This window comes from Campylobacter parajejuni, from assembly GCF_046764905.1.
Classification (GTDB): Bacteria; Campylobacterota; Campylobacteria; order Campylobacterales; family Campylobacteraceae; genus Campylobacter_D.
The window spans coordinates 40540-62743 of sequence record NZ_JBKORB010000008.1 but is presented as its reverse complement, the minus strand read 5'-3'; the positions used below and the strand labels follow the sequence as shown (position 1 = coordinate 62743).

21 protein-coding genes are annotated in these 22204 nt (G+C 34.2%); 7 read left to right on the top strand and 14 right to left on the bottom strand.

All coding sequences use genetic code 11. From position 1 onward, the window contains the following. Positions 1 to 2 precede the first annotated feature (2 nt). Positions 3 to 1364 carry a nicotinate phosphoribosyltransferase gene (locus tag ACLL8X_RS07860; RefSeq protein WP_411990373.1) on the top strand — a complete coding sequence of 454 codons (1362 nt, stop codon included), beginning with the start codon at positions 3 to 5 and terminating at the stop codon, positions 1362 to 1364. On the opposite strand, the gene ACLL8X_RS07855 is transcribed toward ACLL8X_RS07860, so the two are convergent. Then, positions 1327 to 1881: a gamma carbonic anhydrase family protein gene (locus tag ACLL8X_RS07855; RefSeq protein ID WP_411990372.1), complete on the bottom strand. Its 555-nt coding sequence runs from the start codon at positions 1879 to 1881 to the stop codon at positions 1327 to 1329. The genes ACLL8X_RS07860 and ACLL8X_RS07855 overlap by 38 nt on opposite strands. A gap of 87 nt (positions 1882 to 1968) precedes the next feature. Between ACLL8X_RS07855 and ACLL8X_RS07850 the strand changes: the two genes are divergently transcribed. Beyond that, the gene (locus tag ACLL8X_RS07850; protein ID WP_411990371.1) at positions 1969 to 2598 is read left to right on the top strand and encodes a protein-L-isoaspartate(D-aspartate) O-methyltransferase; all 630 of its coding nucleotides are present in this window, start codon (positions 1969 to 1971) and stop codon (positions 2596 to 2598) included. 1 nt (position 2599) lies between these two features. Here ACLL8X_RS07850 and ACLL8X_RS07845 read toward each other — a convergent pair whose 3' ends face one another. From ACLL8X_RS07845 to ACLL8X_RS07785, 13 genes are all read right to left on the bottom strand, one after another. Then, on the bottom strand, positions 2600 to 3775 hold the full coding sequence (locus tag ACLL8X_RS07845; protein WP_411990370.1) for an aspartate aminotransferase family protein: 1176 nt from the start codon (positions 3773 to 3775) through the stop codon (positions 2600 to 2602). Between the two features lie 10 nt (positions 3776 to 3785). Beyond that, complete coding sequence (gene argB / locus ACLL8X_RS07840) at positions 3786 to 4625, bottom strand: acetylglutamate kinase (protein ID WP_411990369.1); 840 nt, start codon at positions 4623 to 4625, stop codon at positions 3786 to 3788. A gap of 9 nt (positions 4626 to 4634) precedes the next feature. Next, on the bottom strand, positions 4635 to 5081 hold the full coding sequence (locus ACLL8X_RS07835) for a GNAT family N-acetyltransferase (RefSeq protein WP_411990368.1): 447 nt from the start codon (positions 5079 to 5081) through the stop codon (positions 4635 to 4637). Between the two features lie 9 nt (positions 5082 to 5090). After that, on the bottom strand, positions 5091 to 6119 hold the full coding sequence (argC, locus tag ACLL8X_RS07830; protein WP_411990367.1) for an N-acetyl-gamma-glutamyl-phosphate reductase: 1029 nt from the start codon (positions 6117 to 6119) through the stop codon (positions 5091 to 5093). A gap of 49 nt (positions 6120 to 6168) precedes the next feature. Beyond that, positions 6169 to 7257: a DNA adenine methylase gene (locus ACLL8X_RS07825; RefSeq protein WP_411990366.1), complete on the bottom strand. Its 1089-nt coding sequence runs from the start codon at positions 7255 to 7257 to the stop codon at positions 6169 to 6171. A gap of 79 nt (positions 7258 to 7336) precedes the next feature. After that, positions 7337 to 7861 carry a hypothetical protein gene (locus ACLL8X_RS07820; protein ID WP_411990365.1) on the bottom strand — a complete coding sequence of 175 codons (525 nt, stop codon included), beginning with the start codon at positions 7859 to 7861 and terminating at the stop codon, positions 7337 to 7339. A gap of 17 nt (positions 7862 to 7878) precedes the next feature. Further along, complete coding sequence (locus tag ACLL8X_RS07815) at positions 7879 to 9798, bottom strand: hypothetical protein (RefSeq protein ID WP_411990364.1); 1920 nt, start codon at positions 9796 to 9798, stop codon at positions 7879 to 7881. Between the two features lie 179 nt (positions 9799 to 9977). After that, complete coding sequence (locus ACLL8X_RS07810) at positions 9978 to 10496, bottom strand: GIY-YIG nuclease family protein (RefSeq protein WP_411990363.1); 519 nt, start codon at positions 10494 to 10496, stop codon at positions 9978 to 9980. After that, entirely contained in the window at positions 10483 to 11712 is a 1230-nt protein-coding gene (locus ACLL8X_RS07805) for an Eco57I restriction-modification methylase domain-containing protein (protein ID WP_411990362.1), read from the bottom strand. The genes ACLL8X_RS07810 and ACLL8X_RS07805 overlap by 14 nt, the downstream gene beginning before the upstream one ends. Continuing rightward, entirely contained in the window at positions 11713 to 12231 is a 519-nt protein-coding gene (gene infC / locus ACLL8X_RS07800) for a translation initiation factor IF-3 (protein WP_411990361.1), read from the bottom strand. Beyond that, positions 12228 to 14036, bottom strand: a complete 1809-nt coding sequence (thrS, locus tag ACLL8X_RS07795; RefSeq protein ID WP_411990360.1) for a threonine--tRNA ligase — start codon at positions 14034 to 14036, stop codon at positions 12228 to 12230. The genes infC and thrS overlap by 4 nt, the downstream gene beginning before the upstream one ends. Before the next feature lie 132 nt (positions 14037 to 14168). Next, entirely contained in the window at positions 14169 to 14972 is an 804-nt protein-coding gene (locus ACLL8X_RS07790) for an undecaprenyl-diphosphate phosphatase (protein ID WP_411990359.1), read from the bottom strand. Positions 14973 to 15047: 75 nt separating this feature from the next. Next, positions 15048 to 17045: an OPT family oligopeptide transporter gene (locus ACLL8X_RS07785; protein ID WP_411990358.1), complete on the bottom strand. Its 1998-nt coding sequence runs from the start codon at positions 17043 to 17045 to the stop codon at positions 15048 to 15050. Between the two features lie 185 nt (positions 17046 to 17230). On the opposite strand from ACLL8X_RS07785, the gene ACLL8X_RS07780 reads away from it, so the two are divergent. The 5 genes from ACLL8X_RS07780 (at position 17231) to purF (ending at position 22151) form a co-directional block, all read left to right on the top strand. After that, positions 17231 to 17578, top strand: coding sequence for a hypothetical protein (locus ACLL8X_RS07780; RefSeq protein WP_411990357.1), 348 nt, complete (start codon positions 17231 to 17233; stop codon positions 17576 to 17578). 136 nt (positions 17579 to 17714) lie between these two features. Further along, positions 17715 to 18842: a hypothetical protein gene (locus ACLL8X_RS07775; RefSeq protein ID WP_411990356.1), complete on the top strand. Its 1128-nt coding sequence runs from the start codon at positions 17715 to 17717 to the stop codon at positions 18840 to 18842. Then, the gene (locus ACLL8X_RS07770) at positions 18842 to 20023 is read left to right on the top strand and encodes a replication-associated recombination protein A (protein WP_411990355.1); all 1182 of its coding nucleotides are present in this window, start codon (positions 18842 to 18844) and stop codon (positions 20021 to 20023) included. The genes ACLL8X_RS07775 and ACLL8X_RS07770 overlap by 1 nt, the downstream gene beginning before the upstream one ends. A gap of 61 nt (positions 20024 to 20084) precedes the next feature. Next, on the top strand, positions 20085 to 20813 hold the full coding sequence (gene dapB, locus ACLL8X_RS07765) for a 4-hydroxy-tetrahydrodipicolinate reductase (protein ID WP_411990354.1): 729 nt from the start codon (positions 20085 to 20087) through the stop codon (positions 20811 to 20813). Next, on the top strand, positions 20814 to 22151 hold the full coding sequence (purF, locus tag ACLL8X_RS07760; protein ID WP_411990353.1) for an amidophosphoribosyltransferase: 1338 nt from the start codon (positions 20814 to 20816) through the stop codon (positions 22149 to 22151). Positions 22152 to 22204: the final 53 nt, after the last annotated feature.

Below are 22204 nucleotides of genomic sequence, written 5' to 3'. Positions count from 1 at the left end.
CGATGAAAAAAGAAAATTTAGCCTTGCTTTGTGATTTTTATGAATTTACAATGTCTCAGGGCTATTTTAAGCAAGGCTTAAGAGATAGAATTTGCTATTTTGATGTGTTTTTTCGTAAGGTGCCTGATGGGGGAGCTTTTGCGATTTTTGCAGGGCTTGAAGATATTTTAGACTTTGTAAGTCATTTAAGCTTTAGCGAAGATGATATAGAATTTTTAAGAAAACAAGAACTTTTTGATGAGGATTTTTTAGCTTTTTTAAGCGAGTTTAAATTTGAAGGCGAAATTTATGCTATGTGTGAAGGCGAGCTGGTTTTTGCCAATGAGCCTTTGATGATTATCAAGGCAAGGGCTATTGAAGCACAGCTTTTAGAAACTTTTTTGCTTTGCACTATTAACCATCAAAGTTTAATCGCTACTAAGGCAAACCGCATAGTGCGAGCAGCGGGAAATAAGCCTGTGCTGGAATTTGGAGCCAGAAGAGCGCACGGAAGTCAAGCTGCACTTAAAGGCTCAAAGGCAGCGATTTTGGGCGGCTGCCTTAGCACTTCTAATACCCTAGCCTGTAAGCTTTACGGGCTAAGACCTAGCGGAACTATGGCACATTCTTGGGTGCAAATGTTTGAGAGCGAATACGAAGCTTTTAAGGCTTATGTAAGACTTTATCCTAAAAATCCCATTTTGCTTATTGACACTTATGAGTGCTTTATGGGACTTGAAAATGCTATTAAAGTTTTTAAAGAAGAAGGTGTCAAAGAAGGAGGAGTGAGACTTGATAGTGGGGATTTGGCTACTTTGAGTGTGGCTTTGCGTCAAAGGCTTGATAAGGCGGGTTTAAGCCATTTTAAAATAGTCGTTTCTAATGGGCTTGATGAATATGGCATAGAGGCTTTAAAAGACGCACCTATTGATGCCTTTGGGGTGGGCGAAAGGCTTATTACCGCAACGCCAAATGCGATTTTTGGCGGGGTTTATAAGCTAGTAGCTAGCGAAGAAAAGGGCATTATCGTGCCAAAAATTAAAATCAGCGAAGATAGACAAAAATCCACCACGCCTCATTTAAAAAGAGTTTTTAGAATTTATGATGAAAAGGGGAAGGCACTTTATGATGAGCTTTTTATTTATGATGAAATTTTGCCACCCCCTCCTTTAAATTGTCAAAGAGTGGAGCTTTTGCGTTGTGTTTTTAAAGAAGGTAAGCCCTGTGTTAGAGTGCCTAGCTTAGAGCAAAGTGCTGATTTTTGCAGACAACAGAGCTTGAAATTTGATGAAGACTTGCTCAAATTAAAACCTAAGAAAAACTATAAACTTGTTCTATCTAAGCGTCTTAAGGATTTAAAGAAGAAGCTAAAAACTCGTTTTTAAATTCCACATAATTTAAAGCTGATTGTTTTAAAAAGTCTATTTCATCTTGACTTAATTCACGCACGAATTTAGCAGGATTTCCTAGTATTAAAGAGCGTGGTGGAAATTTTTTACCCTTAGTTACCACACTTCCTGCACCCACTATACTATCTTCTTCTATCAAAGCATCATCCATAATCACAGCATTCATACCGACTAAAACACGATTTTTTATCACGCAAGCGTGAATGACGCAGTTATGCCCTATGGTTACATCATCGCCTATTATGGTGGGATAGCCTACACTTTTTAGCGAACCATCAGAGCTAAATTCTCTATGCCAAACATGCACCGTGCTTAAATCTTGGATATTGGTTCTTTTTCCAATTTTTATAAAATTAACATCGCCTCTTAAAACGCAATTAAACCAAACGCTGCTATCCTCGCCTATTTCTACTTCTCCTATGATTTTAGCGCCCTTAGCAACAAAAACATTTTGGCTTAGCTTTGGAGTGTGATTTTTAAACCGTATAAGCATTTTTATTCCTTTTTATTCAAGTATAGCCAAGTTTAACTCTATTTTAACTTTTTTAGCTACAATTTTTCTTTAAATTTAGGAGAAGAAATGAACGCATTCGAGCAAAAACGCTGTCAAAGTATGGCTGAAGAAATAGCCCAAAAAATTTTTATCAATGAAGAGCTTTTTTCTGCCTTTTGTCAAATTCCGCGTGAAATTTTCTCTCCTTTAAAAGCCCACGCTTACCGCCTTGATGCCCTGCCTTTAGCTAATTCTCAGTGGATTAGTTCTCCTTTGACTGTGGCTAAAATGACTATGGCTTTAAATTATAAAGATGCTGATAGTGTATTAGAAATTGGCTGTGGGAGTGGCTATCAAGCAGCGATTTTAAGTAAGGTCATAAGACGGGTTTTTACCATAGAACGCATAGAAAATTTAGCCAAAAAAGCAGCCGCTAGCTTTAGGGAATTAGGGCTTTTTAATATCAATGTCAAATTTGATGATGGGCAAAATGGCTGGAAAAATTATGCACCCTACGATAGAATACTCTTTTCTGCTTATGCAACGCATATCCCTGAAATTTTGCTTGACCAACTCAGCGATGGTGGGATTTTAGTCGCTCCTATTTTGCACAATGGCAAGCAATTCATCACACGCATTAGCAAAAATGGCACAAATTTACAAAAAGAACTTTTAGAAGAATGCTTATTTGTCCCTGTTTTAGATGGCAAAGAATGACTTAAAAGCCCTTTAAAACCTTTCTTAATTTTTCATTCATTTCATCAATATGTTCTTTTTGTATAATCAAAGGCGGTAAAAATCTCAAATCATTCTCCCCACAACTCAAAAGCAAAAGTCCATTTTCTTGGCATTTTCTAAGCACATTGGCTACTTTTACGCTCTTATGAAGGCTTAGTCCTTGCATAAAGCCTAGCCCCTTGCATTCTTTACAAAAGCCAAATTCTCTTATCAAAGCCTCTAAGCTCTGCTGCAAATAAGGACTAAGTTCATTTACCCTTTCTAAAATTTTTTCTTCTTTAAAAATTTCAAAAACCGCATTCACTCCCGCACAAACCAAAGGATTACCCCCATAAGTGCTACCATGTTCTCCTACTTCTAGGGAATTTTGTGTTAGTTTTTTATTCAGCACAAAGGCTCCCACACTCAGCCCACAGCCTAAAGCCTTAGCTGAAGTTACAATATCAGGCAAAACTCCACTATGTTCATAGGCAAAATACTTGCCCGTGCGAGCCATACCGCATTGAATTTCATCTGCGATTAACAATATATCTTTTTCATCACAAAGCCTTCTTAAAGCCCTGTAAAATTCAGGCTTTGCGGGATTTATCCCACCTTCTCCTTGCACGCTTTCTAGCACTATGGCACAAGTTTTTTCATTCACTCGTTTTTCAACGCTTGAAATATCGTTGTATGAAGCAAATTTAACCCCTGAAATTAAGGGTTTAAAACCCTTTTGATATTTAGCTGTTAAGGATAAAGCTCCTAAAGTGCGTCCGTGAAAGGAGTTTTTAAAGGCTATAAAATGACCGCCCTTAATGCCTTTTTTAAAGGCGTATTTCCTAGCTGCCTTCATCGCTCCTTCTATGCTTTCTGTGCCTGAATTGGTAAAAAATACGCTTTGCAAGCCAGTGGCTTTGGCTAAATTTTTAGCCGCACTAGCTATGTTTTGATTATAATATAAATTGCTAGTGTGTAAAAGTTTATCCACTTGAGCCTTGATTTTAGCATTAAATTTGCTATGATTATAGCCCAAGGCACAAACACCTATACCGCTTGAAAAATCAAGATATTTTTTGTTTTTATCGTCAAAAAGATAAACCCCTTGCCCTTTTTCTAAAACTATATCAAAACGCTTATAAGTAGGGATAATATGATTTTGTTCTTTATAATCCATTTTTCATCCTTTAACCCACCAAAGTGCCTATACCTTCATCGGTAAAAAATTCAAGCAACAAAGAATGCTTTACGCGACCATCTAGGATATGCACTTTCTTAACTCCATTTTCACAAGCTTCAATGCAAGATTTTAATTTTACATGCATACCGCCTTGGATTTGGGGTGCTAAAATTTTAGCTTGTTCAAGGCTGATTTTTGAAATCAAAGAATTTTTATCATTAAAATCTTCATAAAGCCCCGCAGTATCGGTTAAAAAAGCAAGTTTTTCGGCTCTTAAAGCCTTAGCAATGGCACAAGCGGCATCATCAGCGTTGATATTATAGGTATTAAAACTCTCATCCATTCCAATGGGAGCAATGATAGGTAAAAAATCCTTTTCTAAAAGCTCTTCTAAAACGCTAGAATTTACCCTTTTTATCTCCCCCACAAAGCCTAAATTTTCATCTTTTTTCACGCATTCTAAGAGCGCGCCGTCTTTGCCACAAAGTCCTAAGGCTTTGACCCCTAAATTTTGCAAACTATGGACTAAATTTTTATTAATATGATTTAAGACCATACTGGCTACTTCAGTCGTGGCTTTATCACTCACTCTAAGTCCATTTTTAAACCCACTCTTTACGCCCAATCTTTCACACATAGCAGAAATATCTTTTCCCCCACCATGCACGATTACAGGCTTTAAACCCACTAGTTTTAAAAGAGCTATATCTTGCATCACACAATGCTTTAGCTCTTCATTTTCCATAGCAGAGCCGCCGTATTTAATGACTATGATTTTAGAGCTAAATTTGCGTATATAAGGCAGGGCTTCGATTAAAATTCCAGCTTTTTCTAAATAGCTTTGCATACTCTATCCTTAAGCATTAAAGCTAGTTTGATTATGCGAATTTAAAGAAAGGTCGTAATAATTCGCATCTTCTCTTAAAGTAAAACCATAATGTTTCCAAAATTCATTGCCTAAATCATTGTTTTTAAAGGCGATTAGGGCGATTTTATTGATTTTTTCCTGTTTTAAAGCCTCAAGGCAAAATTTTGTCATTTCGTGTGCTATGCCCCTTTTTCTAAAGTCTTTATGCACACACACATGATAAAAGCCCCCCGTGCGTCCATCGTGTCCGCAAAGTATGCTTCCTACAATTTTTTCATCCACCACAGCTACAACACTTGAGTTTGGGTTTCTATCCAAAAATCTTTCTATATTTTCCTTACTATCATCGATAGAACGCATTCCAAAGCCTTTTATCTCGCTCCAAAGCTTATAAACGGCTTCATAATCGCTTTTTTGCATTGCTCTTATTAGCATTTTTATCCTTTACAAATTTGCAAAGAATTTAAGTCCTTCATCCTCATCAAAATCAAACATTAAATTCATATTTTGAACAGCCTGTCCTGCTGCACCTTTGATTAAATTATCCACAGCACCTAGCACGGTAACACGCTTCGTGCGTGGGTCTATGCTAAAATTTATATCCGCGAAATTGCTTGATTTAACCCACCGAGTCTGCGGAAGCGACTGCGGTGGTAAAAGCCTTATGAATTTAGTGTTTTGATAGTATTTTGTATAAATATCGCGTAATTCTTGTTCTTGCAAATCCTCTTTTAAATTCGCATAAGCACTGATTAAAATCCCCCTTTGCATAGGCACAAGATGGGGAGTAAATTGTAAAATGATTTTCTCTTTGGCTGCGTAGCTTAAATGCTCTTCAATTTCAGGGATATGGCGGTGTGAATTTAAGCCGTAAGCTTTGATATTTTCATTGACTTCGCAAAAAAGATTTTCTGTCTTTGCACTTCTTCCAGCCCCACTAACTCCGCTTTTTGCATCGATAATGACGGATTTAAAATCGATGATTTTTTCTTTAAAAAGTGGATAAAGACTAAGTATGGAACAAGTAGTATAACAGCCCGGATTTGCCACTAAACTTGCCTTTTTTATCTCTTCTTTATAAAGCTCACAAAGCCCATAAACAGCTTCTTTTAAAAGCTCGGTATTGCTATGGGTAAAATGATAATAAAGCTCGTAATCCTTAGGGTTTTTAAGGCGAAAATCCGCACTTAAATCAATGATTTTCATCTTTTTTAACAAGTCTTTAGTCAAAAGCTTAGCACTGAATTCGTGCGGGGTGGCTAAAAAAAGAAGGTCAAGCTCAAGTTCGTTTAAGTCTTTGTTTTCAAAGCATAAATTTAAAGGAGTATTAGGATAAAGTTCTTGGTAATTTTGCCCCACATTAGAGCTTGAGCCTATGTAAGCAATTTTAAGCTTAGGATGATTAAGTAAAATACGCACCAATTCATTGCCTACATAACCACTTGCCCCTAAAATCCCTACTTTTATGCTCACCTTGCCTATCCTTATGAATTTAAAAGCTCTTATTATAAACAAAAAAAGCTTAATTTTTAACTAAAATATAAAGCTGCTCTCGCACATGGATATTGCGATTTTTAAGATTTCTTGAAGCTCTAAAGGTATTGTATTTTTGCTCTAAAATTTGAGTTTTGCCTAAGCTTTGCAGACGCTTTAAAAATTTTTCTTTCTTCACAAAACCTTCGCAATTATAAGAGAGTAAAATCACCCTTGCTTTTAAGTTGAAAATCAATTCAAATAAAGCATCTTCAGCTAATTTTTCCTTGTTAAAAGCACTGCGGTTCCAATCCTTTGGTATGCCACTTACCTTAGAAATATCAAGGGGTTTTTGATAATTTGCGATTAAATTTAGCATAAAATAATTCGAACTATAAGGGTGCTGATTATAAGGAGGGTCAAGATAAGCCACATCGATATTTTCAAGCTCTTTTGCAAGGATATTAGCGTCTTTTTGCACCACTTCAAATTCGCAAGAAAAATTAGAAAAAATAGGCATTTTAAGGCTGATTTGCCCTTTGATGCGTTTAAGAGCATTGCCTGCTTCACCGCCAAATTTACCTATGCCATTTTTACCCTTATAAAAGCCCTTAAAAACGCCACTTGTATTGGCATGAACACTAGCTTCGTAGATTAAAGGAGCGATGAAAAAATGCCTAAATTCCTTAGGAAGTTTTTCAATTTCTAATCTTAGAGTATCAAGATATAAAGCGTTTTTAAAAGTGTAAAAAACCCGTTCATTTTCCTTGATATTATCATTATCTTTTGGGGCGTAAAGCTCAGTGATGAAGCCTTGTTTGAACTTTATATTTTGGGTTAAATTTTTATGGTGCTTTTTTAGAATTTGAAGAAGCTTTGCGTCTTTATTGCTAAGATAGCACGCATTAATGAGCCTTGAATAATCTTCTAAATCATTTGCCATAATAAAGCTTGAATGTGCCTTAGCAAAGCGGCTTACTATGCCTGAACCACTAAAGACATCTAAAAAGCTTATTTTGTCCTTTTTAAGCTCTTTTTTAGCATAATCAAACCCCCTTTGTAAAAAGCCCAGCAAGGCTCTTTTATTGCCTAAATAAGTGATGATTTGCTCTTTTAAAAAAGCGGGATTTTCTTGCATTAATGTATCCTAATGATATTTTGACATTTTTGTGAATTTTATTTGAAATATTACAATATCTCCTATTAAAATATGCTATCTAAAAAATATTTTCTCTTTTCCATAGCAGGAGTTTAGAATCTAAAAGTTCTTGGTTGATTTTCTCGGCTAGGATTTTTCGCACTTCAAAGAAATGATAAAAAAGCTCTAAATCCTTGCTTGGAATGACAAATTTTATATTTTTTTGCCCAAAGCCTAGTGTGCCTTTAGTAGTGTTTGTTCGTATAGTTTGATTATTTCTCTTTGATGTAGGTGCATTCTTATCTTTTCCCATTATGGCATTAGTAATATCATAAAAGCTATCGTTATAATCTTTGTTTTGATAATAATCACTTGCGTGGTAGTATTTGAAAATTTCTAGTGCGGCGTTAAAAAGGCTTAAAGCTTCTTTGCTAAAGTGAAATTGTTGTAAAAATTCCCTAAAGTCAAAGGGCGGGAGTTCTGGTGTTTTAGAATCTTCAAAAAGGCTTTGTTTATAGCCTATGATTTCGGCATTATCAGGATAGAGAACATTAAGCATATTATGCGTGCAGGGGCTTCCTAAGTCCTCGGCACTAAAGGGCATAAGGTAGTTTTTAAGCTCTACAAATGTATTACCCCCCCCCGTATAATAGCCGATTCTCTTACGGGTTTATTTGAGAAACAATTTTGTTTAAAAAATAAAGAAAAAGTAATGCAATCTCCCAATAATTTTTGAGAGATTTCGCTGATTTTACCCTTTAAAACATAGGGGCTTCTTTCAAAATATTTTGCATGGTCATTAAAATTTAAACCCTTAGAAAGCAAGGCATATTTTAAATTTTCTGTGGTAATTTTGTTATTTTTTTCAAATCCGCCATTGCTCACTACTAACACATTGCTTAGATAACTATACTGCCCTAGCACCATTCCCCTTTGATTCTCTTTTATCGCTTTATCCATCTCTTTGATTAAACTAGGTCGCTTTAAATCATAGGTATAGCTTTTAATGGGATTAAAGCCGATTTTATCCTTTTCATAACGGGTAGCAGTGAAAGCCTTGCTACTTATTTTCTTGCCTAAATTTTTACTAAAAATGATTTGAGAAATGCTCCAATCGCTTAAGTTAAAATTTTTTGCCGTAGTAAAAATATGGCTATAAATTTTAAGTCCGCTTTTTTGATAAGGCTCTAAGGCTTCGCTAAAAAATTGCTCAGTTTTATAGTAAAACACTAGCACTTCGGGCTCTAGCTTTAGGACTTTATTAAAAAAGCTTATTGCCTTGTTTTCTTTGCCTTTTTGTCGCTGGTAAGGTGGATTCATAATGATCATGAGCTTTTTCTTTTCTCTTTTTACAATTTCGCTTATGCTTAATTTTGCTCCGCCGTGTGTGAATTTAGGCTCTTTATCATTGGCTAGATAATCAAATTGCACCACATTTTCAAAGTCTTTAATCTTGCAAATATCCACATCTTTAGAATCTAGAGTGCTTAAGTAGCATTGGGCTTTTAGCTCTTTTGGAAATTGATTTTGCAGATTTCCTACGCCACAGCAAGGGTCATAAATGATATAGTCTTTTAAGGAAGTTTTAGAATCCTCGCAATATTTTTCTAAAATTTTGTTTTGTTCGCTTACAAAGAAAAAGGGTGTGTATTCCCCGCCTGTGTCTTTGCGGTATTTATCATCGTAGAGCAGGTGGGATTCTTCTAGTATCTTTAGAAACTCTTCTTTTTCTGGTGGGCGTTTGTATTTTTTCCAAAAGACTTTATGGGCTTGTGGGTTTAAAAGGGTGTAAATTTCATCATTGTTCTCATTTACAAATCTTACTTTATCGTCTTTTTTCTCTACTTCAAAAGCATTTAAGTTTGTGCCTTCTCTAATGAGTGGTTTGAGTGAGCCTACTTCTATGCCTGCAATTTTTAAACTATCTTGGTATTTTGTGTTGTCTAGCATATCTATTAAAAAAAGATTGATTAGGGTTTGCTCATTTTTTACTTCATTTTTAAAGCGTATGGTGTCTTTCCACGCGTAAAAAATGGTAATCATATTTTTCAGCGTGATAGCAATCTTTAAATCTCCACGCTCAAGTAGCTTGGCATAGAATTCTTTAATCTCTTGGTTTTGGTATTTGATAATCTTAGCACTTTGTTTTAGCCTATCATTTATCCTATCAATGGCATCACGAGTGGGTTTGCTTGGAGTTTCGCTATCCCAATGAAAATCGTTGTTAAACATCACTGAATCATCTTGCAATTCTATAAATTCTAAAATGTCGTTGTCATTTTCTCTATAAATAAGAGCAAGGTGGTTTAAGATATGCTTTTGCTTTTTGTTGGTTAGCACGACTTGGGCTAGGGCTTTTGCCCTCTCTTGTGCGTTTAGCGTAAGCTTTGCTTCAATGTATAAAAGGGGGATGCCCTTTTTATCGTAGAGGGTAATATCTCGTCTTGCGTTGCCGTATTTACAAAGCTTGGGGTTGAAATAATCTTGTGTGAATTTGACTTTAAAATTTTCTTCTTCTTGAGTTTGTTTGGTGCTTGTCATTTTATACCTTTTTTAAAATTTTTGTAAAACTAAATTTTGTTTTTATTTTAACTAAATTTTTACGGATTAAATCCACAGCTTTGTTTAGAATTTAAAAGCTTATATCTTAATAAGATTTTATTGTTAAGCCAAGTGATGATTTGCTCTTTTAAAAAAGCGGGATTTTCTTTGATTAGCATTTAGCTTTGTGTGCAACCTATTGGCTTTTTTCCTTCTTTTTTGATAAAAGCCTTTAAGATGATATTTTCAGCTCTTTTGCTAGGTGGGTAGCTATCTTTAAAATGTTTGCCAAAAATTTCATAACTTGGTTTGGGTGGAAAAAAGGCATAAACTATAATTTCTTTATTAATTTTTAAAAGACTTTGTAAAACAAAATAATTTGTAGTGGAATTAGTGCCATTGATTCTATATTCTATCTTGCCACAATTATAGCTTTGAATTCGCTTTTTTAAATTAGTTATGCTTTGTCCTATTTTAAATATTTTATTTTCAATTACAAAAACATACACAAAGCCTTCATCTTTACATTTGGTTTCATTTAAATACCTTATTTCAAGTCTTTCCAAAGCTAAATTCGGTTCTAAAATTGCAATAGCCTCAAAGTATTCTTTAAATTCAAAATCTTCCCATTGGCATTCGTTTTCAAGTTCGTCTATGTGTTTGAGCGGAACAATATTTTTGTTTTTATTTTTTGCCATAATACGCCTTATTAAATTCCTTTACAAAATCTTCTTCTTTTTTATCTAAGTGAAAACTATTCCAAAGTGGAAAATGCTGTAAAACTCGCACATTGTTAAAATTTCCATAACGACAAATATTATTTAAAAATTTATAAACAGGCTGTTCTAATTCTTGTTTTATCTTCCTAGCTTCATCTAAATTTTTGCATTTTATAAAAGCCACGCTTTGAGTCATTCCGCATTCATCGATGAAAATTTTATACTGATTACTAAGACTCAAAAAAACTTTATAACCCTTTTGGTATAGATGAGGGATTTTGCTATAAACTACTTGACTTGGAGTATGGATAAGTTTGTATTTGTATTCTTTGTCTTTTGTGCTGCTAATTAGTTTTCTTTTTGTGTAACGATGTAAATTTGAGCTTGTTTGAATGGGGTATTTTGGTAAAGTGAGATTATTTAGGGTTTTATTAATAATATCCTGAACGATTTGAGAGCAATATAAGGGGATAAAATTGGAATTTGGCATAAATTTAACAAATTGTGTATCTTTGAGTATGTAAGAATTTCTTACTTCAAAACTTTGCGAATTGGGTATTTTTTGAAGCAAAAACCAAGTAAAAGATGAACCAACCTTTGGAAAATATTTTTTTGCCCCACCAATATCAAGGATTTTAAATTGAAAATTTGTAAGTTCTTTTGGTAAAGTATTTCTATCTGCAAAACTCATCCAATTGTTCGGCACAATAAATAAAATATAACCCCCCTTTTTAGTAAGTGTTAAAGCTTTTTTTATGAAAGCTCTTGAAAGATTATGGTTTTTTGATACTCTTTTTTCTCCATTAAATTTAGCATAAGGAGGGTTTGAGACTATCAAATCATATTTTTCATCTTCTTCCAAAAACTCATCAAAGCTTAAAAAATCTTTTATGCTTAAATTTAAATTCTCGCCAAAATACGCCTTTAAATTTTCTATTCTTTTGGGGTTGATTTCATTGAAATATAAGTTCTTTAAAGGAGTTTTTAAGACTGCATAAGCGTGAAAATTTCCATTACCACAACAAGAATCTAAAATTTTCAAATTCTCTTTTTTCCAAAAATTTTCAGGCAAACTATCAAGCATTTCTTTAACACACTCCATAGGAGTGCAAATATCATTGGAATTAATAAAATGACTTTTGTCGATGTTTAGCTTATCAAAATTTTCTTTAATTTGAGAAAAGTTATCAAACATTTAACCTCTCTTTGGAGTTACAAGCATATTAACATAACGCCCTTCAAAATGTGGTTCTTTGTCGCGATTTGCCTTATCTTCAATGCTTTGCCAAATTTTTTCAAGCAAGGCTACACCCGCTTCAGGACTTGCCATTTCACGCCCTTTTAAAAACACTCTAAATCTCACATGTTTGCCTTGTTCTAAGAATTCCAAAGCGTGTTTTACCTTATAATTAATATCATTTTGAGCGATTTTTATAGAAAGTTTAATTTCTTTTATATCGATGACTTTTTGCTTTTTTTTCGCTTCTTTTTGCTTTTTTTCTTGTTGATAACGGAATTTTCCATAGTCCATAATCTTACAAACTGGAGGCTTAGCATCCGCAGCTATCATTACCAAATCAAGTCCTAAACGATTAGCAAGTTCTAAGGCTTCATCGCTACTGATAATGCCATACGCTTTACCATCATCACCTATGCATCTGATTGCATCCGCTCTTATTTCTTCATTGAGCAATACTTCTTTTTCTTTACTCAAAAATGCACCTCATTCATTTTCTCCTTAACTAAATTAATAAATTCATTCAAGCTAAGATTTTTTTGTTCCTTAGCTCTTCTATCCCTTAAAGCAACGCTGCGTTTGGCTAACTCATCATCGCCTAAAACCAAAATCATAGGTAATTTCTGTTTTTCGGCGGTGCGAATTTTTTTGCTTAAACTCTCATTTTTCTCATACACTTCGCTATCGATATTAAGCTCTAGTAATGCTTTTTGAATTTCCTTTGCATAGCCAATATGAGTATCACTAATAGGCACTATACCCACCGCAATAGGTGCGATGAAAAAAGGAAATTCTCCCGCACAATGCTCGGTTAAAATACCTATAAATCTCTCAAAAGAACCCAAAATAGCCCTATGAAGCATCACAGGTTGCTTTTTTTCATTATCGCTAGCTGTGTATTCGAGCTTGAAACGGCTTGGTAGATTAAAATCCACCTGTATAGTCCCGCACTGCCATTTTCTCTTTAGGGCATCTGTAATTTTAATATCAATCTTTGGACCATAAAAAGCCCCGCCCCCCTCATCGATGCCGTATTTCAAACCTTGCTCATCTAAAGCTTCTTTTAAAGCACAAGTTGCTACTTCCCAAATGCTATCATCGCCTATGGCTTTTTGGGGTTTGGTTGAAATTTCCATCTCATAGCTAAAATCAAATAATTTCATCAGCTTATCCACAAAGGCTAGAATTTCTAAAACCTGCTCTTTAATCTGGCTTGGCATACAAAAAATATGCGCATCATCTTGGGTAAATTCTCTCACCCTAAAAAGTCCGTGCAAAACTCCGCTTTTTTCGTGTCTATGCACCACGCCGTATTCAAAAAATTTCAAAGGCAAATCACGATAACTTCTTACATCGCTTTGATAAATTTTAATATGCCCTACGCAGTTCATAGGCTTAATGCCGTATTCTTGCTCATCAATTTGCGTAAAATACATATTTTCTTTATAGTTTGCATAATGCCCACTTAGCTTCCACGCATCGGCTTTTAAAAGCTCAGGTCCCCTAACAGGCTCATAGCCACGCAAACGGTGAATCTTAAAAAGCATTTGCTCTAATTTAGCCCTAAGTCTTGCACCATTACTTAGCCAAATAGGCAACCCACCGCCTATTTCATCATCAAAGGTAAAAAGCTTAAGTTCGCTTCCTAGTTTTCTGTGGTCTCTTTTTTTTGCTTCTTCCATAATGTGCAAATGCTCTTTTAAACTCTCTTTATCGGCAAAAGCAGTGCCATAAATGCGAGTTAGCATTTCTCTTTTTTCATCGCCACCCAAATAAGCTCCTGCAACGCGAGTAAGCTTAAAAAAGCGTAAAAATTTGGTATTTGGCACATGAGGACCACGACATAAATCTTCAAAATCGCCTTGAGTATAGATACCCACATTGCCATCAGGGATACGCAGTAAAACTTCTTGTTTTAAATCATCGTTTTTAAATTTTTCCAAAGCTTCATCTTTTGTGATTTCGTATTTTGAAATTTCAAGTTTTGCTTCGGCAAATTCTTTCATCTTTTTTTCAATTTTTGCCAAATCTTCTTCACCAATCTTACTTTCTACACGAAAATCATAATAAAATCCATCTTCTATAACAGGACCTACGAAAAATTTTGCTTCAGGATAAAGAGCCTTAATCGCCTGTGCCATCAAATGCGCACAAGAATGGCGGATAAGGCTTAAACTTTCTTTAGAATTATCAAAATAAATGCTTTTTAATTTTGTATCTTTGACACTTTGAGTGTCAATTAAACTCTCATTATCCAAATATCCTATGATTTCTTGTTTCATTTTTTTACCTTTTTGGCTCACTGACTCTGTGAGTGTTTATAAAGTTTTGTTTCTAGCTTTTTAAGGCTTAATGATACTTAATTATTTTTGAAATTCAGCTTATTTTCAAAAAATTTTAGAATAAATTTAAGTTTATAGCTTAAACTCACTTCCTGCATTTAAAATCCCGCTGTAATACAAATAGAAAAACAAAATTCCCAAAACAATGCGGTAAATACCAAAAGGAATAAAATCAAATTTAGAAATAAATTTTAAAAAAAATTTAATCACAAAAACTGCCACCACAAAAGCAGTAATAAAACCTATGCTTAAAGGGATTAAGGAATTAGCATTGCTAAGAAGCTCAGGCTCTTTATAAATACTATAAGCTGTGGCAATAATCATCGTTGGAATGGCAAGTAAAAAGCTAAACTGGGCTGCTGTTTTTCTATTTAATCCCAGCAAAAGTCCGCCTATTATACTAGCTCCACTCCTTGAAGTTCCCGGAATCATCGCTAAAGACTGAAAAAGTCCTATGCAAAAAGCTTGTTTAAAAGTGATTTCTTCTAGGGAGTTGATGGAGTATTGTTTGTTTTTGTGTGCAAGTTCTATAAGAATAAACACCACACCGCCAAAAATAAGCATAAAAACAACCACCCAGCCATTAAATAAAGCATTTAAATGTTTTGCTACAAAAAGCCCTATAATTCCAGTAGGAAAAAACCCCACCGCAAGTTTTATCCAAATATCAATGCCTTTAAAAAGCCTTTGCCAAAACACAAAAAGCACCGCCAAAATAGAGCCTAGCTGAATAATAATTAAAAAGCTTTTCCAAAATTCATCTATATTAATGCCTAAGATAGTTGTGCCTAAAATCATGTGTCCTGTGGAAGAAACAGGCAAAAACTCAGTTAAACCTTCGATAAGTCCAAGTATAAAAGCATATAAATTTTCCATTTTTACCCTTGCTAAATCATTACAAAGAAAAATTATAACCCAATGGATTAAATGGGGGGGGGGGTTACTCCAAGATTAAGAATCTTTTTTTACAAGACGCTTGATAAAATATAAAATAACCCCTACAAAAAAGACAAGTGCAAAAAGCTCACTATCGTGAAAATTTGCCAAATTTAAAGCCAAAGGGCTTTCATCGCCACCCATACTAACCGAAAACACGGTAATACCAGCAATAATCACCCCAAAAATACTCTCACCCACTATAAGTCCCGAAGCAAAAAGTGTGCCTCTTTGTTCGCAAATCGCAAGTTTTTCTTCTTTATGAGAATTTTTTGCGTATTTTTTAGCCAAATATCGCATTACAAGATATTTTAAAACCCCGCCTATAACCAAAGGTATATTAACAGCAGGCGGGAGATAAATGCCTATTCCTACAGCTAAAGGGGGCAAAGACATTTTCTGTGTTCTTCTTAGAATTTTATCTATAACAATAATTACAATTCCCACAGCAACACCAAAGGCTATATAGTTCCACTCGATATTATGATGAAAAATTCCTTGAGCGATAGTGCTCATTAAATTGGCTTGTGGTGCTGCTAAAGCTGATGAAGTATCCATACCTTCCCTTGGCATAGCTCCAACAAAACCATAGGCTTGATAGAGTAAATTTAAAACAGGAACTATGGCTAAAGCCCCAAAAACACAGCCTATAAGCAGGGCAACTTGTTGTTTCCAAGGGGTAGCACCTACTAAATGTCCGGTTTTTAAATCCTGTAAATTGTCGTTTGAAATAGCAGCTGTGGCTAAAATAACGCTGGTGGTGAAGATTGCTAAAGCAATGGCAAATTTAGACAAGGTAGGGTCTTTGAAAAGTTCCGCTCCTAAAATCAAAAACACTAAAGATGAAACAATCACACCAATAAGTCCTATCCCTGAAATCGGACTTGAAGAAGAGCCAACAAGACCTGCCATATATCCGCAAGCTGCTGCTACAAAAAACCCTATCAACACAGAGACTAAAGTTCCAACTAGAGCAAAAAGGAGTTGATAAGAAGCTCCTAAATTCGCATCCCCTACAAAGCTATAAAATGTGATAAATAAGCCAACAACCATTAAGATAAAAAGAATAAAAATGCTTTTTAGTGAAATGTCGGTATTGACTCTGTCTGTATTGTTTGAATTTGAAATTTTTACATTTTTGACGATTTCTCTTATCCCATCGATAACAGGTTTTAAAAGTTCTATCAAAGTCCAAAGTGCCGCTATGGCAATCGCTCCAGTTCCTATAAGTCTTACTTTAGCACTCCAAATGTTTGCAGCAAGTTCGGTGGCACTTTTTGTCCCATCAAATTCAAAGCCTGAAAGATAAGGAGTGAAAACACCCCACGCTAAAAACATTCCTGCAAAAAGAGCTAAAGCCCCTGCTAAACCTACAAGATAACCCGCACCCAAAAGTGCTAAAGAATATCCCATAGAAAAACCAAAAGCCATTTTATTCCAAATAAAAGCAAAATTACTCTCACTTGCGGCAAGTTTGAAACCATTACTCAACAAACTAAAAACGGCAGCTATAAAGGAGCCTAATGCGATTTCCTTGATACCTTGTTTTCCTTTTTTATTGCTTTGGTCTTTATTGGCTACTTTTAAAATTTCAGCAGCAGCTCTGCCTTCGGGATAGGCAAGATTGCTTTCAACCACCATAGCTCTTCTTAAAGGTATAGTAAAAAGCACTCCAAGTCCCCCACCGCAAAGGCAAATCATAAAGGTTTGCCAAAGTGGAAATTCACTCCAATACCCACACATAAAAAGACCCGGAATAACAAAAATGACCGCTGATAAAGTCCCTGCTGCTGAAGCTTGAGTTTGGACCATATTATTTTCTAAAATATTTGAAGTCTTAAAAAGACTCAAAACCGCCATGGAAATAACCACAGCTGGAATTGATGATGAAAAAGTAAGCCCCACTTTTAACCCCAAATATACATTCGAAGCTGTAAAAATAATAGTTAAAATACTTCCTAAAATCAAACCCCTTAAGGTAAGTTCTGGTAAATTTTGTTTTTGATACATCATTTCTCCGTTTTAAAATTTACTTTCAACTTAAAAAATATTCTTATAAGTTTAAATTTATAATTTTTCTCAAAGTAAAATAAAATAATACAAAAAAACGCTTATATTTTTATAAAATTTTTAACTTCACATTCGCTTCACTTAAAAATTTTATAATGTCATCACTTTACATTTAAGGAGAAATAATTATGAAAAAAAGTATTTTACTTGCATCAGTACTTTTAACCGGCTCAATGCTTTTTGCAGATAGTCTAAAACTTGAAGGCACTATTGCACAAATTTATGATAACAATAAAACCTTGCTTATTGACTCAATTTATGGCGGACAAATGGCTATTAAGGTTTTGCCAAATACTGAAATAGAAATGGATGATTGTGGTATTTTTGGAACAGATAAAGATGGGACTTTTAAAGATTTGCAAGTTGGAAATTTTTTAGAAAGTAAAATTTCTTATGGAACGTCTGCTACACCAAATACTCAAGCTATTCCAGTAGCTAGAAAAATTGAAATTCAATGTTATAAAAAAGCTTATTGATATAAATCCCTTAAATAAGGGATTTATACAAGCTTATTCTTTGCTAAACTACTTCACTATTCTTAAATAGAAATTTAAACTCTTTTTTAACAAGCAGTTTATAAAATAACATTTATATTTTCATCCAAGGCGAATAATGAAAAAATGGATTTTTATTGTTTTTTGTTTTATATTAGGTTTTATTATTCATATATTTTATATAGGATACACTAACGAACTTTTATTTAATAAATTTAGCAAAAATAACAATACTGATTATATAATTACAGATATTTACTTCCAGAAAGGTTTTTTAACTTCTAAAGGAAGTTTTACTTTAAACAATTCTCATACACAACTTTCAACCAAAATCAACCTTAAGTTTAATAATTATTTTTTCTTAAATAAAATTATAAAAGGAGATTTTACAAATCCTTTTAATTTTTTAGATGAAGTGTTAAAAAATAATAAATTAGGGACTTTTACTCTCAAATTAGACAAGGACAAGGCTAAAATATTTCTAAATATTAAAGATATAAATTCGAGTAATGAAGGTGGAGATACTATCATAAACGGCGGATATATCGAAGCTTTAATGAATAAAAATTTAGAAATTAAAAACATTAAAATACATTTTGATACGATTGATTTTTCTCAGTTTTACACTAAATTTGTATTACAAAATTTAAATTACGAACAATTTTTTAACAATCCATCGCAATTTTATGATTTAAATTTATTTAGCGATAGCGAACAAGAAATCAACTTTGATTATCTTATGCTAGATAACAATAAAATCAATTCTTTTTACAGCAAAAACCAAGTAAATATTAATGAAGAAAATTCAACGCTAAGCTTAAACATACAAGGAAGAACCAATGAAATTGATATTGAGCTTAAATCTTTATTGGGACAGAATTTGAATTTTGACAAAACAAAATTTAATATAACTATAAATAAATTTTTTGATTCAAAATTCAACATCGCTCATCTTATTCAAAAAAATCTTGTTCTAAAAATACAAAATTTAATTCTTGAAAAAAATAAACAAAATATCAGTTTTCAAGGCAGTTTAAATATTAACAATGCTTATCAAGCAAAATTACAGATTATCAGTTCAGATGAGCCTGATAAAATTTTTATTTGGGCTAAAAATTATGGAGGTTTAAATCAATATTTTTTAAAAGAAAATAACAACTTTTTTCTAAATTTATCTTATGATAGCCTAGCTAATCCTCAACTCAAAATTAATGGTAGCGAATTTTCAAATATGGATTTAAATTAATGAGCTTAGCTTTAACTTTTCGCCCCCAAAAACTAGATGATATTTTAGGACAAGATGAGCTTATAGAAGTTTTTAAAAAATTTATTGCCCTACAAAAGCTTCCCCATAGTATATTTTTTGGGGTTGCAGGTTCTGGAAAAACTAGCTTTGCTCGGGTGGTGGCAAAGGAATTTGGCTTAGATTTTTATGAATTTGATGGGGGAAATTTTAAGCTTGAAGAGCTTAGAAAAATTTTAGATAATTATAAAAATAGTCTTTATAAACCCTTAATTTTCATTGATGAAATTCACCGCCTTAGCAAAATTCAGCAAGAAATGCTTTTGATTCCTATGGAAAATTATCGTTTGATTTTAATAGGAGCTAGCACGGAAAATCCTTATTTTGTTTTAAGTTCTGGTATAAGAAGTCGTTCTATGCTTTTTGAATTTAAATTTTTAGGAGCAAAGGAGCTTGAAGTTTTACTTTGGCGCGTCCAAGAAAAAATGAAATTTAGCATTGATGAAGAAGCTAGAGCCTTTTTGCTTAAGAGTGCGGATGCTAGAGCTATGTTAAACCTACTTGAATTTGCTTTAGTTTTGGACGAAAAGCGTGTTAGCCTTGCAAATCTTAAAAAACTTCGCAATGGCGTAAATAGCGAAGGTGTCAGCTCAAAAGATACACATTATATCTTAGCCAGTGCGATGATAAAAAGTTTGCGTGGAAGCGATGTGGATGCGGGGCTTTATTATCTTGCAAGATTGATTGATGGGGGTGAAAGTGCTGATTTTATCGCTAGGCGTTTAGTGATTTTTGCAAGTGAAGATATAGGCAATGCAGACTGCAATGCTTTAAATTTAGCCGTTTCTACCCTAGAAGCTGTTAAAAATATAGGCTATCCTGAAGCAAGAATTATCCTAGCGCAGTGCGTGGTTTATTTAGCCAGTGCCATTAAGTCCAATGCAAGCTATAAAGCCATTAACGAAGCCTTAGCCTATGTAAAAAACAATGAAGCCTTAGAAATACCCGCTTATCTTAATAACAATCACCCAGAAAAACAAAACTATCTTTATCCACACGATTTTGGTGGCTGGGTGGAGCAAAAATATCTTAGCAAGGATTTGAAATTTTATCATAGCAAGGGCTTGGGCGAAGAAGCGGTTTTATTGGCTAATTTACAAAAATTAAAAAAGCCTAAAGCTTAATTTTCTTATGTAAAATTTACAAAATAAATGCTAAAATCAGCTTTTATTTGCAAGGAAAAAGATGATTAAAATAGGAATTTATGGCGCTAAAGGACGCATGGGAAAACAGATACAAGAGTGTTTAAAGGGCGAAACACAAGCACAAAGTTCAATGCTTTATGATAAGGGTGGAAAGCTAGAAGAGCTTTTTGAAAAAAGCGATGTGATAATCGATTTTTCTTCCCCAAGTGGGACCCGTGAGCTTTTAAATTATGCAAGAACTATGCCTAAGCCTTTGGTAATAGGCACAACAAGCTTAGATGAAAAAACCATACATTTAATGCAAAATGCAAGTGAAGTTATGCCGATTTTTTACGCAAGTAATATGTCTTTGGGTGTGGCGGTTTTAAATTATCTTGCTTCAAAAGCTAGTGCGATGTTAAGAAATTTTGATATAGAAATTTTAGAAATGCACCATCGCCATAAAAAAGACTCTCCTAGTGGCACGGCTATGACTTTAGCCCAAAGCGTGGCAAAGGCTAGAAATTTAGAGCTTGAAAAGGTAAGAATAAGTGCAAGAGATGGCATTATAGGCGAAAGAAGCAAAGATGAGATTGCTGTGATGAGTTTAAGGGGTGGCGATATAGTAGGACGCCATACCATAGGCTTTTATGAAGATGGAGAATTTTTAGAGCTTAACCATACCGCTACTTCAAGGGCGACCTTTGCTAAGGGTGCGATTAAAATCGCCCTTTGGCTTCATAAAAAAGAGCCAAAAATGTATGCTATTAATGATTTTTTAGGAATTTAAATGTGTGCGGTTGTAGGAGTGATTAATTCAAAAAATGCTAGCACTTATGCGTTTTATGCTTTATTTGCTATGCAGCACCGCGGGCAAGAAGCAAGCGGTATTAGTGTGAGTAATGGTAAAAACATTAAAACCATCAAGGCTAAGGGCGAAGTAAATCAAATTTTCAACCCCAAGAATTTAAAAAGCCTAGAAGGCGCCCTAGCCATAGGGCATAACCGCTATTCTACCGCAGGAAATTCAAGCTTAAAGGACGCTCAACCCATAGCGGCTACTTCAGTTTTTGGCGATATTGCCTTAGCTCACAATGGTAATTTGGTCAATAAAGAAGAAGTAAGAGCTAAACTCATTGAAGATGGGGCTATTTTTCAAACCAATATGGATACAGAAAATTTAGTCCATCTCATCGCAAGAAGCAAAAAGCAAAGCTTAAAAGACAGATTTATCCAAAGTTTGCAAGATTGTGTGGGGGCTTATTGTTTTGTTTTGGCAAGTAAAGATAAGCTTTATGTAGCAAGGGATGCTTATGGGGTGCGTCCTTTGTCCTTAGGACGCTTAAAAGATGGGGGCTATATAGTAGCGAGTGAAACTTGTGCTTTTGATTTGATAGAAGCTGAATTTATCCGCGATGTCAAACCCGGAGAAATGCTAATTTTCACTCAAGGAAATGATAAATTTGAGAGCCTAGAACTCTTTACTCAAACGCCTAGAATTTGTGCTTTTGAATATATTTATTTTGCCAGACCTGATAGCATAGTAGAAGGCAAAAGCGTTTATGAAGTGCGTAAAAAAATGGGCGAGGCTTTGGCGAAGAAATTTACCTATAAAGCCGATTTTGTTGTGCCTGTGCCAGATAGTGGTGTCAGTGCTGCCATAGGTTTTGCGCAATACTTGCAAATCCCCCTTGAAATGGCGATAGTAAGAAACCATTATGTAGGAAGAACCTTTATAGAACCCACCCAAGAGCTTAGAAATTTAAAAGTAAAACTAAAGCTTAATCCTATGCACAAGGTTTTAGAAGGCAAAGAAATCGTTGTGATTGATGATAGCTTAGTGCGTGGAACCACTTCTAAAAAAATTATATCCTTGCTTCGTGCTGCAGGAGCGTGTAAAATTCATCTTGCCATAGCTTGTCCTGAGATTAAATTCCCAGATACTTATGGTATTGACACGCCAACCTTTGAAGAGCTTATCAGTGCGAATAAAAACGCCGAGGAAGTGCGTGAATATGTAGAAGCTGATACGCTAAGCTTTTTAAGCGTAGAAGAGCTAACGCAGAGCATAGGCGATGAAAGGCAGTATTCTCTCATAAGCTTTGATGGGAATTATTTCATAAAATAAATTTAAATTTTTATTAAGATTTTATTTTTAAAAGCGTTAAGGGCTAAATGATA

Coding starts and splice junctions, on each gene's coding strand:
- ACLL8X_RS07845 (WP_411990370.1), bottom strand. CDS start 3,775: ATGGATTATAAAGAACAAAATCATATTATCCCTACTTATAAGCGTTTT.
- ACLL8X_RS07850 (WP_411990371.1), top strand. CDS start 1,969: ATGAACGCATTCGAGCAAAAACGCTGTCAAAGTATGGCTGAAGAAATA.
- thrS (WP_411990360.1), bottom strand. CDS start 14,036: ATGAAACAAGAAATCATAGGATATTTGGATAATGAGAGTTTAATTGAC.
- purF (WP_411990353.1), top strand. CDS start 20,814: ATGTGTGCGGTTGTAGGAGTGATTAATTCAAAAAATGCTAGCACTTAT.
- ACLL8X_RS07790 (WP_411990359.1), bottom strand. CDS start 14,972: ATGGAAAATTTATATGCTTTTATACTTGGACTTATCGAAGGTTTAACT.
- ACLL8X_RS07785 (WP_411990358.1), bottom strand. CDS start 17,045: ATGATGTATCAAAAACAAAATTTACCAGAACTTACCTTAAGGGGTTTG.
- argB (WP_411990369.1), bottom strand. CDS start 4,625: ATGCAAAGCTATTTAGAAAAAGCTGGAATTTTAATCGAAGCCCTGCCT.
- ACLL8X_RS07805 (WP_411990362.1), bottom strand. CDS start 11,712: ATGTTTGATAACTTTTCTCAAATTAAAGAAAATTTTGATAAGCTAAAC.
- dapB (WP_411990354.1), top strand. CDS start 20,085: ATGATTAAAATAGGAATTTATGGCGCTAAAGGACGCATGGGAAAACAG.
- ACLL8X_RS07860 (WP_411990373.1), top strand. CDS start 3: ATGAAAAAAGAAAATTTAGCCTTGCTTTGTGATTTTTATGAATTTACA.
- ACLL8X_RS07855 (WP_411990372.1), bottom strand. CDS start 1,881: ATGCTTATACGGTTTAAAAATCACACTCCAAAGCTAAGCCAAAATGTT.
- ACLL8X_RS07820 (WP_411990365.1), bottom strand. CDS start 7,861: ATGCCCTTTAGTGCCGAGGACTTAGGAAGCCCCTGCACGCATAATATG.
- ACLL8X_RS07835 (WP_411990368.1), bottom strand. CDS start 5,081: ATGCTAATAAGAGCAATGCAAAAAAGCGATTATGAAGCCGTTTATAAG.
- ACLL8X_RS07825 (WP_411990366.1), bottom strand. CDS start 7,257: ATGCAAGAAAATCCCGCTTTTTTAAAAGAGCAAATCATCACTTATTTA.
- ACLL8X_RS07810 (WP_411990363.1), bottom strand. CDS start 10,496: ATGGCAAAAAATAAAAACAAAAATATTGTTCCGCTCAAACACATAGAC.
- ACLL8X_RS07770 (WP_411990355.1), top strand. CDS start 18,842: ATGAGCTTAGCTTTAACTTTTCGCCCCCAAAAACTAGATGATATTTTA.
- ACLL8X_RS07815 (WP_411990364.1), bottom strand. CDS start 9,798: ATGACAAGCACCAAACAAACTCAAGAAGAAGAAAATTTTAAAGTCAAA.
- ACLL8X_RS07780 (WP_411990357.1), top strand. CDS start 17,231: ATGAAAAAAAGTATTTTACTTGCATCAGTACTTTTAACCGGCTCAATG.
- ACLL8X_RS07775 (WP_411990356.1), top strand. CDS start 17,715: ATGAAAAAATGGATTTTTATTGTTTTTTGTTTTATATTAGGTTTTATT.